At 58.6% G+C, this 13,693-nt stretch carries 16 protein-coding genes; 13 read left to right on the forward strand and 3 right to left on the reverse strand.

The features are described 5' to 3' along the window. Positions 1 to 71 precede the first annotated feature (71 nt). The 7 genes from lepB (at position 72) to HMPREF2787_RS01750 (ending at position 6,384) form a co-directional block, all read left to right on the forward strand. Positions 72 to 869, forward strand: coding sequence for a signal peptidase I (lepB, locus tag HMPREF2787_RS01720; RefSeq protein WP_049189674.1), 798 nt, complete (start codon positions 72 to 74; stop codon positions 867 to 869). Next, positions 844 to 1,548: a ribonuclease HII gene (locus HMPREF2787_RS01725; protein ID WP_187405335.1), complete on the forward strand. Its 705-nt coding sequence runs from the start codon at positions 844 to 846 to the stop codon at positions 1,546 to 1,548. Before lepB ends, HMPREF2787_RS01725 begins: the two co-directional genes overlap by 26 nt. A gap of 54 nt (positions 1,549 to 1,602) precedes the next feature. Beyond that, complete coding sequence (locus HMPREF2787_RS01730; protein ID WP_005509529.1) at positions 1,603 to 1,905, forward strand: DUF2469 domain-containing protein; 303 nt, start codon at positions 1,603 to 1,605, stop codon at positions 1,903 to 1,905. A gap of 212 nt (positions 1,906 to 2,117) precedes the next feature. Next, a complete protein-coding gene (locus HMPREF2787_RS01735) occupies positions 2,118 to 2,540 on the forward strand; it encodes a YraN family protein (protein ID WP_070858204.1) in 423 nt (140 codons plus the stop codon). Further along, positions 2,541 to 4,073 carry a YifB family Mg chelatase-like AAA ATPase gene (locus HMPREF2787_RS01740; protein WP_070858205.1) on the forward strand — a complete coding sequence of 511 codons (1,533 nt, stop codon included), beginning with the start codon at positions 2,541 to 2,543 and terminating at the stop codon, positions 4,071 to 4,073. Between the two features lie 29 nt (positions 4,074 to 4,102). Continuing rightward, a complete protein-coding gene (dprA, locus tag HMPREF2787_RS01745; RefSeq protein ID WP_070603823.1) occupies positions 4,103 to 5,239 on the forward strand; it encodes a DNA-processing protein DprA in 1,137 nt (378 codons plus the stop codon). 290 nt (positions 5,240 to 5,529) lie between these two features. Continuing rightward, on the forward strand, positions 5,530 to 6,384 hold the full coding sequence (locus HMPREF2787_RS01750; protein ID WP_070603856.1) for a tyrosine recombinase XerC: 855 nt from the start codon (positions 5,530 to 5,532) through the stop codon (positions 6,382 to 6,384). Between the two features lie 14 nt (positions 6,385 to 6,398). Here the strand turns inward: HMPREF2787_RS01750 and HMPREF2787_RS01755 are convergent, their stop codons facing one another. Then, entirely contained in the window at positions 6,399 to 6,920 is a 522-nt protein-coding gene (locus tag HMPREF2787_RS01755) for a murein hydrolase activator EnvC family protein (protein ID WP_141763255.1), read from the reverse strand. 377 nt (positions 6,921 to 7,297) lie between these two features. On the opposite strand from HMPREF2787_RS01755, the gene rpsB reads away from it, so the two are divergent. From rpsB to HMPREF2787_RS01780, 5 genes are all read left to right on the forward strand, one after another. After that, entirely contained in the window at positions 7,298 to 8,119 is an 822-nt protein-coding gene (rpsB, locus tag HMPREF2787_RS01760) for a 30S ribosomal protein S2 (protein ID WP_070858206.1), read from the forward strand. A gap of 55 nt (positions 8,120 to 8,174) precedes the next feature. Beyond that, complete coding sequence (gene tsf, locus HMPREF2787_RS01765; RefSeq protein WP_070858207.1) at positions 8,175 to 9,002, forward strand: translation elongation factor Ts; 828 nt, start codon at positions 8,175 to 8,177, stop codon at positions 9,000 to 9,002. Positions 9,003 to 9,183: 181 nt separating this feature from the next. Next, positions 9,184 to 9,909: a UMP kinase gene (pyrH, locus tag HMPREF2787_RS01770; protein ID WP_070603858.1), complete on the forward strand. Its 726-nt coding sequence runs from the start codon at positions 9,184 to 9,186 to the stop codon at positions 9,907 to 9,909. An 83-nt stretch (positions 9,910 to 9,992) separates the two neighbouring features. Then, positions 9,993 to 10,550 carry a ribosome recycling factor gene (gene frr, locus HMPREF2787_RS01775; protein ID WP_038628675.1) on the forward strand — a complete coding sequence of 186 codons (558 nt, stop codon included), beginning with the start codon at positions 9,993 to 9,995 and terminating at the stop codon, positions 10,548 to 10,550. A gap of 39 nt (positions 10,551 to 10,589) precedes the next feature. Further along, positions 10,590 to 11,495: a phosphatidate cytidylyltransferase gene (locus tag HMPREF2787_RS01780; protein WP_070858208.1), complete on the forward strand. Its 906-nt coding sequence runs from the start codon at positions 10,590 to 10,592 to the stop codon at positions 11,493 to 11,495. A gap of 21 nt (positions 11,496 to 11,516) precedes the next feature. Here HMPREF2787_RS01780 and HMPREF2787_RS01785 read toward each other — a convergent pair whose 3' ends face one another. After that, a complete protein-coding gene (locus tag HMPREF2787_RS01785) occupies positions 11,517 to 11,945 on the reverse strand; it encodes a lipopolysaccharide assembly protein LapA domain-containing protein (RefSeq protein ID WP_065421645.1) in 429 nt (142 codons plus the stop codon). A 117-nt stretch (positions 11,946 to 12,062) separates the two neighbouring features. On the opposite strand from HMPREF2787_RS01785, the gene rlmN reads away from it, so the two are divergent. Then, on the forward strand, positions 12,063 to 13,160 hold the full coding sequence (gene rlmN / locus HMPREF2787_RS01790) for a dual-specificity RNA methyltransferase RlmN (RefSeq protein WP_049189669.1): 1,098 nt from the start codon (positions 12,063 to 12,065) through the stop codon (positions 13,158 to 13,160). Positions 13,161 to 13,276: 116 nt separating this feature from the next. Here rlmN and HMPREF2787_RS01795 read toward each other — a convergent pair whose 3' ends face one another. Further along, positions 13,277 to 13,678, reverse strand: a complete 402-nt coding sequence (locus HMPREF2787_RS01795; RefSeq protein WP_016422566.1) for a DUF2631 domain-containing protein — start codon at positions 13,676 to 13,678, stop codon at positions 13,277 to 13,279. Positions 13,679 to 13,693 lie beyond the last annotated feature (15 nt).

Here is a 13,693-nt window from a genome sequence, read left to right on the forward strand (position 1 = left end):
TTTGGCGCAAAATAATCCCCATCGAGTGTTGAGCTCGGTGGGGATTTTTCTATCGCGTATAGTCTTTTCCCATGACCGACGACGATTCTCGCGAACAGACTGACGGCCAAAAAGAAGACCGTACTGAAGGCTTGAAAGGCTTCCGGAAACTTGACGAGGAGCCTGAAAAGCACACTCCGTGGTACATCGAGATTCCAATCATTATCGTGATTGCCCTGCTCATCAGTGCCGGTGTGCAGTCCTTTATCGGCCGCGTCTACGTGATTCCATCCGAGTCGATGCAGCCGACGCTCAACGGATGTGTCGGGTGCACCGGTGACCGCATTTGGGTGGATAAGGTTTCCTACCAGTTCTCAGATCCCAAGCCCGGCGATGTTGTCGTCTTTAATGGCCCGGAGTCCTGGAATAGTAACTACGTGTCACAGCGTTCAACCAACCCAGTGGCGAACTCGCTGCAGACGGTTGGTTCCTGGATTGGCCTTGTCGCCCCTGATGAAAATGCGTTGGTCAAGCGTGTGATTGCCACGGGTGGGCAGACTGTGCAGTGTCGCCCAGGAGATCCCGGCATCATGGTTGACGGCAAGATGACAGACCAGGATTTCATTAAAACTCCGGCAGACAAGCCGGTGGTGGATAATCTTGGCTCAGAGCAGTGTGGTGGCCCGTACTTCGGGCCGGTAACAGTGCCGGAGGGGAATCTGTGGGTCATGGGTGATAACCGCACCAACTCTGCGGACTCTCGCTATCACATGGGCGACGAGCTGCAGGGTACTGTGCCGCTGGATAACGTCGTCGGCAAGGTGCAGGCAATCATCCTGCCGTTTAACCGCATCGGTGGCGTCGATGATCCGGACATCCAGCACAACTAGGCAGCACAGTCTGCTCACGCCGCCGGCGCCGAAACTGCGGAGGCTGAAGCAGTCGCGCACGATAGAGGTCGCGCTGGCAAAGCGCGGCTTTGGACCTGTAGCCGGGGTCGACGAGGCTGGTCGCGGCGCCTGTGCAGGCCCGATAGTTATCGCCGCCTGCTGCCTTCCAGAACGCCCTATCGCAGAGCTGGATAAGCTCACCGATTCTAAAAAGCTCACGCCGGCCGCACGTGAACGGCTCTTTCCGCTCATCCAACGCTTCGCCACCTCTTTTTGCGTGACGACGATTCCCGCGTCCTACATCGACCAATTCGGCATTCAGGACGCGAATGTCACTGGAATGCGCCGCGCGGTAGCCGGGTTGGGACAGCGTCCTGGCTATGTGCTTACCGACGCACTCAAAGTGTCTGGCTTCACGGCACCCTATTTGCCCGTGATTGGTGGTGATTCCGCTTGCCGATGTATTGCTGCTGCGAGTGTCTTAGCCAAAGTCACCCGCGACCGCATTATGGTTGACCTATCGGAGAAGTATCCGGACTATGGTCTGGCGGGGCATAAGGGCTACGGCACGTCATCGCATATGGAAGCGATTTCACGCCATGGCGCAACCCCGGTGCATCGGTGGTCATACCGCAATGTGCGCTTGGCACACGCGGAGTATCTTGAGCACCCCGAATAGACCAACATGTACAAAAAGAGCAACATGTAAACACTCGAAGGAGCCGTCGCGGTCGTGAGCGCAGAAGATCTAGAAAACTACGAGGCCGACGTTGAACTATCCCTGTACAAGGAGTTCCGCGATGTCGTTAGTCAGTTTTCGTACGTTGTTGAGACGGAGCGCAGGTTCTACCTTGCTAATGCTGTGGAGCTGATTCCGCACAACAGCGAAAACGAGGTCTATTTCGAGCTGCGGATGTCGGATGCGTGGGTGTGGGATGTCCATCGCCCGGCTCGGTTTGTCCGCTACGTGCGCGTTATCACTTTCAAGGATGTCAATATCGAGGAACTGGATAAGCCGGACTTGCGACTGCCGTAGGTTATCGTCGCCTGTCATCGCATGTTATGGCTAGCTGCTAACAGTTATCCACAGTCGAAAAATTATCCACAGTTAGGGCCCTCTGAGCATTTATCGGAGGGCCTTTGTCATGCCCGCTGTGCAAGAGTGTTTCCGAACCGCCAAGGCAGTAAACCGCCAAGGCAGTAAACCGCCAAGGCACAATTCAACGGGGAACCAGGGGGACCGGGGCTATGACACAGAGCTTTGAAGAACTAACCACGAGACAGCTCGGCGCGTTTGGGGAGGATTTCGTCGCCGAGATGTTGGAGGATCAGGGGTGGGAAGTTATTGCTCGGAATGAGCGGGTGGGGCGCTATGAGCTCGATCTTATTGCTGAAGATGTTGACGGCAGGCTGCATTTTGTGGAGGTAAAAACGCGGCGCAGCTCGCGAAGTAGTCAGTTTGGGGACGGCAGAGAGTCCATCACAGCAGCCAAGCTTCGTCATTTGCGCAAGGCGGCGGCACAGTGGCTGTCAGAGAGTTCTACCAACTGGTTAGAGTCCGTAGTTATCGACTGCGCAGAAGTCACAGTGTCCAGCCCTTCGTCCGGCCCTCCAGTCGTTGCAGTTACGTACATTCCCGCAATCAGCGACGCGATCATGTGGGACTGCTAGATGACTGTCGGTACAGCTCTTGCAGTCAGCCTCAGCGGCATTGAAGGAACTATTGTGCAGGTGGAAGCCGATGTTGGGCGTGGCTTGCCAGGAATGTATATCGGTGGGCTCGGCGATGCCGCCGTCGGAGAAGCCAAACATCGCGTGCGCACGGCGGTTGCTAACTCGCAGTTGCCCTGGCCGAAGACAAAGGTCGTGGTGAGTCTGTCTCCGGCGCATATCCGCAAGCACGGCACTAGCTTTGACCTCGCCATCGTCTGCGCCATCCTTATCGCAACCAGCGATGACATGGAGGCCCGAGGTCGTCTCCGCCACACGGTTCTCATTGGCGAACTTGGGCTCGACGGTTCCATTCGCCCGGTGCGTGGAGTGCTGCCGCAAGTCCTTGCCGCCCGCGAGGCAGGTGCCCGTTGGGTTGTCGTCCCCGCCGCCAACGCCGCCGAGGCCGCGCTCGTCGACGGCATCGCAGTCTGCACCGCAGCCGACCTCGCACAGCTATGGGGCTGGGTACTCACCGGCTCAGGTTTGACGACCGCGCTTAACGACGACCCCAGCGAACAAGCCTTCTCGGTAGACCTGGCCGATGTCGATGGCCAACCTGAGGCGCGCTTCGCCCTCGAGGTAGCCGCAGCAGGTGGGCACAATCTGTTCATGCAGGGTTCTCCGGGAACTGGGAAGTCCATGCTCGCTGAGCGCTTGCCCACAATTCTGCCGCCATTGCAGAAGTGGCAGCAGCTGGAGGTCACCGCGCTGCATTCGGTGGCCGGAGCGCTCGATACTGCGGACACTCTTGTCCAACATCCGCCGTTTGTGGCTCCACATCACAGCGCGACTGTGGCAGCGTTAGTCGGCGGCGGTGCTGTGCCCAAGCCCGGCGCGATTAGCCTTGCCCACCATGGGGTGCTGTTCTTGGACGAAATCACCCTCATGCGCCCGGCGGTATTGGATGCGTTGCGGATGCCGATGGAAAACGGGGTGGTCGTCCACCTGCGTACGCACCATCGAGTGACCTTTCCGGCGAGAACACAACTAGTCATGGCGACCAATCCCTGTCGGTGTGGGGCGGCGTATGCCAGCGAATGCACCTGTTCTAGTGCCGAGCGAGCCAAGCATGGTCGCGCATTATCGGGCCCGCTTCGCGATCGCATGGATCTCAACGTCACGCTCAGTCCTGCCGGGGCCAAGCTGGGAATTAAAAACAAAGCACACAATGAGCCCTCCGCGGCCGTTCGCGATCGGGTACAGGCCGCACGTGACCGTGCCCGCCATAGGTGGCAGGCTCTGGGGCTTGCCGACGAAGCAGCCGTCACCAACGCGAGTGTGCCACGCTCGCTTCTCCGTCGTCACGCGGGCTTAGACGAAGAAGCGATGGCGTTATTGGACTTCCAGTTGAGAAACGGAGAGATTACCCAGCGGGGAGTGGACAAAGTAATCGCAGTGGCGTGGACGCTCGCAGATCTCGGGGGAGTAGACGCGTTTACCTTCGAGCACGTGCAACGTGCCTGCCAGCTGCATGACCGCGGGGGCGGCTAATACAACCGAACCATTATCAAGGGGGAAAAATGGACGAAATTCACGCGTGGGCTTACCTGAATCGTGTGATAGAGGCGACGCATCCGCAGATTGTGCGGCTCGTGACGGAGTTTGGGCCGGTAGAGGTAGCAGAGAGGATCAAGGCTCGCGCCGGGCTGCCGGAAGGTCTGCTCAATACGACGCAGGCGCGAGCCGACGTTGACCAGAGCGGCCACGATTTGGAGCTGGCGGCAGCGATGGGGTGGCGTCTTATTTATCCGGGGCACCCAGAGTGGCCGGGGGAGCTGCTGTCCTGCTTTACGACGCTCGAAGTCCGTGACCGCGCCGATGCACCACCACTTGCGCTGTGGGTGCGTGGCCGTGACTTGCGGGACGTGGTCAGTGAAGCGGTGGCGATTGTCGGAACGCGGATGGCCAGCAGCTACGGGACACAGGTGGCGGCCCAATTCGCGGGACAGTTCGCGAACGCGGGGGTTAGTGTCATCAGCGGTGGTGCGTTAGGGATTGATGCCGCGGCGCATCGAGCTGCGCTCGACGCTGGCGGCACTACGGTTGTGGTCGGAGCCGGTGGTGTAGGGGTTGACTATCCGCGGGCGCATGCAGAGCTCTTCGACCGGATTGCAGAGCGGGGTGCGCTGATTACGGAGTATCCACCGGGGGTGCGACCAGCACGGCATCGGTTTTTGACTAGGAATCGGCTGGTAGCGGCCCTATCGCGAGCAACCACAATCGTCGAGGCGGGCTGGCGTTCAGGGGCGCGCAACACAGCGCACTGGGCAGTGAGGCTAAACAAGCCCTTGGGAGCAGTGCCGGGACCGGTGACGCTGCAAACTACCTCTGGCTGTCATGACCTAATCCGCAGTGGCGAGGCTGTCCTGGTGTGTAGTGCCGATAATGTGCGGTCGCTGTATCGGTCAGTTGGCACAGTGAATGAGGATGCTCAGCTTGAATTGTTGTGGGAAAAGTCGGCGGTGCAGAAGCTTTCTCGAAACGAGCTCGCTGTCTACGACTCTCTGAATTCTGCGGAGCCAACGCCGGTGGGAGAAGTCGCAGCGCAGGCGGGATTGGCCGTGGCGCTTACGACACATTTGTTGCTGGAGCTGCAGGGACAGGGGCTGACCAGTCGGGTGGAGGGTGGGTGGTTGCGCCAGGAACAGAAGCGTTAGTGAGGCGCTAATAAAGCCTTCTGCAGAGAATCTCGAAAAAATCTTGAATTAGGTATTGCAATTCTCTGTACGCTCAGTAATATAGGCAAGGCAAGCCTAAGTAACTGTTACGGAAACGGGCTTGTGACATGGGTGAGGCAATAGGGCAGTGGCTCTGGCGAAAGTCGGAGTCACTGCCTTTTCCGCTGTCTGGTGAGGTCTCGCGGTGTGCGTCTACTAAGGTCAGAACCGTGAAGCGCGCAACCAATAACGACGACAGGACTGAGCCGGATCTCGGGTTATCCGCCAATATTGAGGCCGTGCTCATGGATTTTCTCGATGAGCTGACTTATTCCCGCAGACTCTCTGACGCAACCGTCCGTGCCTATCGAGCCGATCTCATCCCCCTCCTCGCCGGCCTGGACCACATCAGTGAACTCTCCACCCCTGTCATCCGTGCGCACCTCGGCGCGAAGCATGCGGAGGGTGCTGCGCGGTCATCGCTGGCTCGCTTAACGACGTCCATTCGCCAGTTCTGTAGTTGGCTCGTAGCTCGGCAAATTCTCGATGCTGATCCGTCGCTGCGGCTGTCAACGCCGAAGAAACATCAGCATCTTCCGGAAGTGCTCTCGCCGGAGAGGATTGAGGAGGCAATCGAGAAAGTCTCCTCCGAGGACAGCGCAGTTGCGGCTCGCGACTTGGCCATTGTGGAACTGTTGTATGCCACTGGGATGCGTGTAGAGGAGCTGTGCAAGGCCGACGTCTCTGATGTGGACTTTTCCCGCCACATCATCTCGGTAGTGGGTAAGGGGAACAAGCAGCGCATCGTGCCCTTCGGTGCACCAGCGGAGGCGGCACTCAAAGGCTGGCTCCAGGTGCGTGGAAGCTTTCATGCTTCCGCACAGGCCGAACATGCGCTTTTTCTCGGTGTGCGTGGAGGTAGATTGAATCCTCGTCAGGCGCGCCGAGTGATTCATAAATGGGCTGATGTTTCACCGCATTCGCTCCGGCACTCTGTGGCCACAGCCATGGTGGAAGGTGGCGCTGACTTGCGTGTGGTGCAGGAGATGCTCGGTCATTCGAGTCTGGCGACCACGCAGATTTATACCCACGTCTCAGCGGACCGCCTCCGTGAAGTACACAAGCGGGCACATCCGCGCGCTTAATCCCGCAGGGTTGTTTAATTGCGCACGGGCTTGAGCACGATTGGCCTCCGCTGTATCAAATCAAGCGGATTGAGATAGTCCTCGCCGCGAAGCGCGCCCCAATGCAGGCCCGGTTCGGGATGTTTGGCGTTGACCACAAGATGGCCAATCACCTGGCCAGCGGCCACGTGGTCTCCCTTTTCTAGCGTGGTATCTATGGGCTGATAGGTTGTGCGGATGCCATCGGCGTGCATGATAGACACGGAAGTCATTCCGGCAATCGAACCGGCGAAATGCACCACGCCAGGGGCTGAGGCGCGGATTGGCTGGCCCGGGGAGGCGTTCAGGTCAACTCCGCGATGCCCAGGCTGCCAGCGTTTTTCCGGTGGGGCGTAGTCGCGTAGCACTTTGCCGTGGACGGGGAAGGTATGCGCAATGGCGGATAGTAGCTCGCCAGTAGCTGTAGGTGGGCTTGGGGGTGTTGTTAGCGCGACAGCGAGCACGAAAAGCGCTAATGTGCGCATTAGCGAGCGCTTGAAACTCTGCTTGGTCATCATGCGCGATAGTGTGGCGGACGCTGCACTCGTCGACAAGCGGCAGTGCATTGCAAACGGTTCTAGCTGTGGATGACTTTTTGCCCTGTGGATAGCAGGGCGTGTCAGATATTGCGACCTGCGCGATGTATCAGATAAGATGGCGCTCGCGGTGTCTGCCTTAATGGGCGGTCATTAGCACAAAGACTACGCGCGCGACCCATTCCGGCTGGTTCACGGGTGCTCGGCAAGAATATCTGTCGGGTGTGAGGCAGCGGGGGAGCGCTAGGGCACAGGGAAAGCCTGTGCGTGAACTGTAACCACCTATATCGGATAAGAAAGGAAGGGAAGCAGCCGCAGCCCTAGTCAGGCTGGACGTGAGGATCTTCCCTGAATATGACATGGCTGTTGTATCCATGCGAGAACTGCTCGATGCAGGTGTCCACTTCGGTCACCAGACCCGTCGTTGGAACCCGAAGATGAAGCGTTTCATCTTCACCGAGCGCAATGGCATCTACATCATCGACCTGCAGCAGACCCTGACCTACATCGACGAGGCTTTCGAGTTCGTCAAGGAGACTGTCGCTCACGGTGGCAATATCCTGTTCGTCGGTACCAAGAAGCAGGCTCAGGAAGCCGTTCAGAACGAGGCGGAGCGCGTTGACATGCCATACGTCAACCACCGCTGGCTCGGCGGCATGCTGACCAACTTCTCCACCGTTTCCAAGCGCCTGGCTCGCCTGAAGGAGCTTCAGGCAATGGACGCTGCTGAGAACGGCTACGAGGGCCGCGGCAAGAAGGAAATCCTGATGCTGACCCGTGAGCGCACCAAGCTGGAGCGCACCCTGGGCGGCATTCGCGACATGTCCAAGGTTCCGTCCGCACTGTGGATTGTTGACACCAACAAGGAGCACATCGCTGTCTCCGAGGCTAAGAAGCTGGGCATCCCGGTTGTTGCCATCCTGGACACCAACTGTGACCCGGATGACGTTGACTTCCCGATCCCGGGCAACGACGACGCTATCCGTGCTGCTTCCGTGCTGACCCGCATCATTTCCACCGCTGTTGAAGAGGGCCGTAAGGCTCGCGCTGAGCGCGAGGCCAACGCTGCTCGCGAGGCAGCAGGCGACGCTCCGATCGAGTCCGCCGCTGAGAACACCGACCAGGCTGCAGAGATGGACGCCGAGGGCTCCACTGCAACTGAGACGGCATCCGCTGAGTAAAGCTGAACTTTCTAACCACCACAAGTTCTAACCACCACAAGGAGGAACGCCCAGCATGGCGAATTTCACTGCTGCTGACGTCAAGAAGCTCCGTGAGCTGACCGGCTCCGGCATGAAGGCTTGTAAGGACGCACTCGTCGAGACCGACGGCGATTTCGACAAGGCCGTCGAGATCCTGCGCATCAAGGGCGCAAAGGACGTCGGCAAGCGTGCAGAGCGCACCGCTGCCGAGGGCTTGATTGCTGTTTCTGGTAACACCATGGTCGAGGTCAACTCCGAGACCGACTTCGTTGCTAAGAACCAGGAGTTCATCGACTTCGCCAACAAGGTCGCCGACGCTGCCGCAGCAGTCAAGGCAAATTCCCCGGAAGAGCTCGCAGCTGCTGACCTCGACGGTCAGACCGCAGCTGACGCTACCCAGGAGCTCTCCGCAAAGATCGGTGAGAAGCTGGAGCTGCGTCGCGCTGCTACTCTCGAGGGCGACAACATCGCTGTCTACCTGCACCGCCGTGCAGCAGACCTGCCGGCAGCTGTCGGTGTCATGGTTGCTTACACCGGTGAGGGAGAGGGCGCTGCAGAGACTGCTCACGCAGCAGCTATGCAGGTTGCCGCTCTGAAGGCTCAGTACCTGTCCCGCGAGGATGTCCCGGCTGACCGCGTCGAGGCAGAGCGCGCTGTCTACGAGAAGATCACCCGCGAAGAGGGCAAGCCGGAGCAGGCTATCGCCAAGATCGTCGAGGGTCGTCTGAACGGCTTCTACAAGGACGTTGTTCTGCTGGAGCAGCCGTCTGTCGCCGACAGCAAGAAGACCGTTAAGCAGCTCATGGAAGAGGCTGGCGTTACCCTGACCGGTTTCGTTCGCTTCGAGGTTGGCCAGCACTAATTCGCTGTAGTTTGTGCATAAGCCTCTAGCTGTGAGCTAGTTTAAATGCCCCGCTCGGGAACCCGGGCGGGGCATTTTGCTGTCCTGTAGCCGATAATGCGGAGCGTCAAGTGTGCCTTGCTGTCGTGACCGGGTAGACTCGTCTGCGACTTTTTAAACGGTGTGAGAAAGGTGCATGGTCATGGCAGAATCTGTCGAGCGCAATGGCTTCAAGCGTGTGATGCTCAAGCTCGGTGGTGAGATGTTCGGTGGCGGCAAGGTTGGCGTTGACCCGGACGTGGTGCAAAACGTTGCCCGACAGATTGCGGAAGTTTCCCGAAAGGGTGTCGAGGTCTGTGTCGTCATCGGTGGCGGTAACTTCTTCCGTGGCGCACAGCTTCAGCAGCGCGGCATGGACCGCGCACGCTCTGACTACATGGGCATGCTGGGCACGGTCATGAACTGCCTGGCTCTGCAGGACTTCCTCGAGCAGGAGGGCGTGGACTGCCGTGTGCAGACTGCTATCAACATGGCACAGGTCTCAGAGCCGTACCTGCCGCTGCGTGCTAAGCGCCACCTGGAGAAGGGCCGCGTGGTCATCTTCGGTGCAGGTATGGGTATGCCGTACTTCTCCACCGACACCACTGCCGCCCAGCGCGCCCTGGAGATCGGCTGCGAGGTGCTGCTGATGGCCAAGGCCGTTGACGGTGTCTACTCGGCCGACCCACGTGAGGTGCCGGACGCAGAGCTGTTCGATGACATCACTCACCGTGAGGTTCTGGAACGGGACCTGCGCGTTGCTGATGCCACCGCCTTCTCCCTGTGCATGGACAACAACATGCCGATTCTCGTGTTTAATCTGCTTACCGAAGGAAACATTGCGCGCGCGGTAGCCGGTGAACAAATCGGTACTCTCGTCCACAGCTGATAAATTTGTTCGTAATACGTTCTTTCCACAGAGCGCTCTAGAACTATCTAGAACCCGAGTAGAAACCCGAGGTTAAAAACACAATGATTGATGAAGTCCTGCTTGACTGTGAAGAAAAGTACGGTAGCTCCGTAGAGCACTGCCGCGAGGAGCTGACGCACATTCGCACTGGTCGTGCGAACCCGGCGATGTTCAATGGCGTTATTGCGGAGTACTACGGTGTTCCGACTCCGATTACCCAGATGGCTACCATTTCGGTTCCGGAGCCGCGCATGCTGCTAATTAAGCCGTATGAGCTGAGCGTTATGGGCGACATCGAAAACGCGATTCGCAACTCCGACCTGGGCGTGAACCCGACTAATGACGGCCAGGTTCTGCGCGTAACTATCCCGCAGCTGACCGAGGAGCGCCGTCGTGAGATGGTCAAGGTCGCACGTTCGAAGGGTGAAGACGCCAAGATTGCGATTCGCAATGTCCGTCGTAAGGGCATGGAAACTCTGAAGAAGATTCAGAAGGACGGCGACGCTGGCGAGGACGAGGTGCAGGCAGGCGAAAAGGAGCTGGACCAGGTCACCAAGAACTACGTCGAGCAGGTGGACTCCTTGGTTGAGCGCAAGGAAGCGGAACTGATGGAGGTTTAGGCCTTCATATTCAACCGGGAGAGGGGATTTGAGGCGCCAATGCCAACGTCGAAGCCAGCGTCCAATAAGGAACGTGTTCTAGACGAGCTACGGCTTATTAAGCCGCGTAACTCGGCAGGTCGGAACCTGCCGGTTGCAATTACGGTGGGCGTAGCACTTGGTGCAGTCGTCATCATCGGCTTGCTGCTGGGGGCGCTCGCCTGGACCGTTCTGGTCGCCGCGGCGGTTGGCCTTGCAACCTGGGAGGTCTGCGAGCGGCTCCGCGAGTCCGATTGGCAGGTCCCTCGCCCGGTTCTGATTCTCGGCGGACAGCTGATGGTGTGGCTGTCCGCCTACTGGGGGATTGACGGTCTGGTCATGGGCCTGACTGTTACCCTGATGCTTTTACTAGTCACCCGTCTGTTTTTGCACGGGATGGCTGAAGCACCACGGAACTGGCTGCGGGATGTCGCAGTCGGAGTTTTCGTGGTGATGTGGATTCCGTTCTTTGCGGCGCTAGCTGTGCAGCTGGTGCACATGGACAATCCCTGGGAAGTCGATCCCCGTCTGGTCATTGTGACCTTCATGATCGGGGTGATTTCCAATGACGTCGGAGGCTATGCCGCCGGTGTCATGTTCGGAAAGCATCCGATGGCTCCGAAGGTAAGCCCTAAAAAATCCTGGGAAGGGTTCGGGGGCTCTCTCGTACTCGCCACTATTACTGGAGCGCTCTGTGCAATCTTTATGTTGCACGCGCCGTGGTGGCAGGGCATCGTGCTGGGCATTGCCTTGGTTATCTCCGCCACGCTTGGTGACCTGATGGAGTCCCAGTTCAAACGCGATCTGGGGATTAAGGATATGTCCTCGATATTGCCGGGCCACGGCGGTCTGATGGACCGCCTGGATGGCATGCTGCCATCAGCCGCGATGACGTGGCTGATATTGCAGCTTTTCAGCCTGGTTTAATTTGGCTGGTTCAGTCGGGCTTTAGTTGTCGCCCTTACGAATCTGGCGGCGCAGATCAAACATTCGCCAGCCACCGATTAGCGCAGTGATGAGGGCGCCGAGGATAGCAGCGAACAGCATTCCGACACCGACCGGGAAGTTCCAGGCCCAGCCGAACAGGTTTAGTGTGGTCTCCTGCTGATTCTGCAGAATGAATACAAGCAATACGATCAGCAAAACTGCACTGATGACCAGGCCAACCCACATCGAGCCCGCGGTAGTCTTTTTCACCTTGCGCCGGCCAGGAGCGGGCGCTGGCTCCGGTGTGGAGTCCTTCTCTGCGGGCGCGTCAACGACTGGCTCTGGAAGGTTGTCCTGCTCTGGTGCAGGAGCCACGGAATCATTTGGAGAGTACGACGGAGTATCGTCGAAAAGCGGACTGTCGTTATTCGGCTGATTAGCGTTAGTCATACCTATCATTCAACACGTTTTGGCAGGTATGTACCACTTGTAAAGGTCCACTTAGTTGCGGCTGCCTAGTCGCTCATTAGGCCAAAACCGTCATTACATGCGAAAATGGGTGCCATCATGGCATCTTCACTTCCAATCGTTCTTAAAGCTCCACGTCGCGGCATGCCCGCGACCCATTTTGCGGACCTCGATGTTGAGGAACGGAAGGCTGCGGTCAAGGAACTGGGCCTGCCGGCCTTCCGCGCCGATCAGATTGCCCGGCACTATTACGGTCGGCTTGAGGCTGACCCTATGACGATGACTGATCTGCCGGAAGCAGACCGTCAAAAGGTCAAAGACAGTCTCTTCCCACCTCTGTTGACCCCCGTGCGGCACATCACCTGTGACGACGGCGAAACGCGTAAGACTCTGTGGCGTGCAGGTGACGGTACGCTGCTGGAATCCGTGCTGATGAAGTACCCGGGGCGTGCGACCCTCTGTATTTCCTCACAGGCCGGCTGCGGTATGGCATGCCCATTCTGTGCGACGGGTCAAGGCGGTCTGCAGCGTAATCTCTCCACCGCGGAGATTGTCGACCAAGTTCGTGAGGCCGCTGCCACTATGGCAGCCGAGGGCGGTCGCCTGACCAACATCGTATTCATGGGCATGGGTGAGCCGCTCGCGAACTACAATCGCGTTCTCGCCGCCGTCCATCGCATCACGCGGCCGTCGCCGGAGGGATTCGGCATCTCGATGCGCAATGTCACCGTCTCTACGGTCGGTTTCGCGCCGAACATCCGACGGCTTGCCGACGAGGACCTGTCAGTCACCCTCGCGGTGTCTCTGCACACTCCGGATGACGAGCTTCGCGACGAGCTGGTACCGATCAACAATCGCTTTACAGTGGCCGAGGTACTTGATGCAGCTCGCTACTACGCAGACAAGACAGGCCGTCGCGTATCTATTGAGTACGCTTTGATTCGCGATATTAACGACCAGGATTGGCGGGCAGACTTGTTGGGTAAGAAGCTCCATAATGCTCTGGGCTCACGTGTCCACGTCAACCTCATTCCGCTCAACCCAACTCCGGGTTCGAAGTGGGACGCCTCTCCGAAGAAGCAGCAGGAGGAGTTCGTCCGCCGCGTACAGGCGCAGGGGGTACCGTGCACGGTCCGCGATACCCGTGGCAACGAGATTGCGGCAGCGTGTGGTCAGCTGGCGGCCGAAGAGGTTTAGCCGACAAATAGCAAAAATCCGCACCGAATTCGGTGCGGATCTTTTTGTGCGCTGTAGCGCTATAGAGCTGTTGCTATAGAGCTGTTAGGCCAGACTTTCTGCAAAAGTGGCTAACTCTACTGGTTCTGGCCTTCCGGCAGGCGGTTCCAGGAGCGCAGCTGAGAGTCGGTCAGGTTAGCGTAGACGCCAGTGCCGTTTACCTGGTCGCGTGCCCACTCCGGCTCAATGTGGCCTTCCGGCTTGTTGTGACCGGTAACGGTGCGAACCTGAGAACCCTGCGGGGCGAACAACTGCAACAGCAGGCCAATAGCAATCAGGGCGGCGATGACGACCAGCCACCAGTTCTCGACGTTGCCCTTGTGGTTACCAATGGTCATGCCCAGCAGGAAGATTACGGAAATCCAGCCGGCCTTCTGCATAGCGCTCTTGCTAATGCCGTGCCAGCCCCACTTCGCCGACGGCTCGTCGAGGGTGCTGACGCCGCGGTAAATTTCTTCCTTTGGCTCGTGGTTGCTCACTTGAAAGTCCTCCTG

Source organism: Corynebacterium sp. HMSC061H03, assembly GCF_001838215.1.
Classification (GTDB): domain Bacteria; phylum Actinomycetota; class Actinomycetes; order Mycobacteriales; family Mycobacteriaceae; genus Corynebacterium; species Corynebacterium jeikeium_D.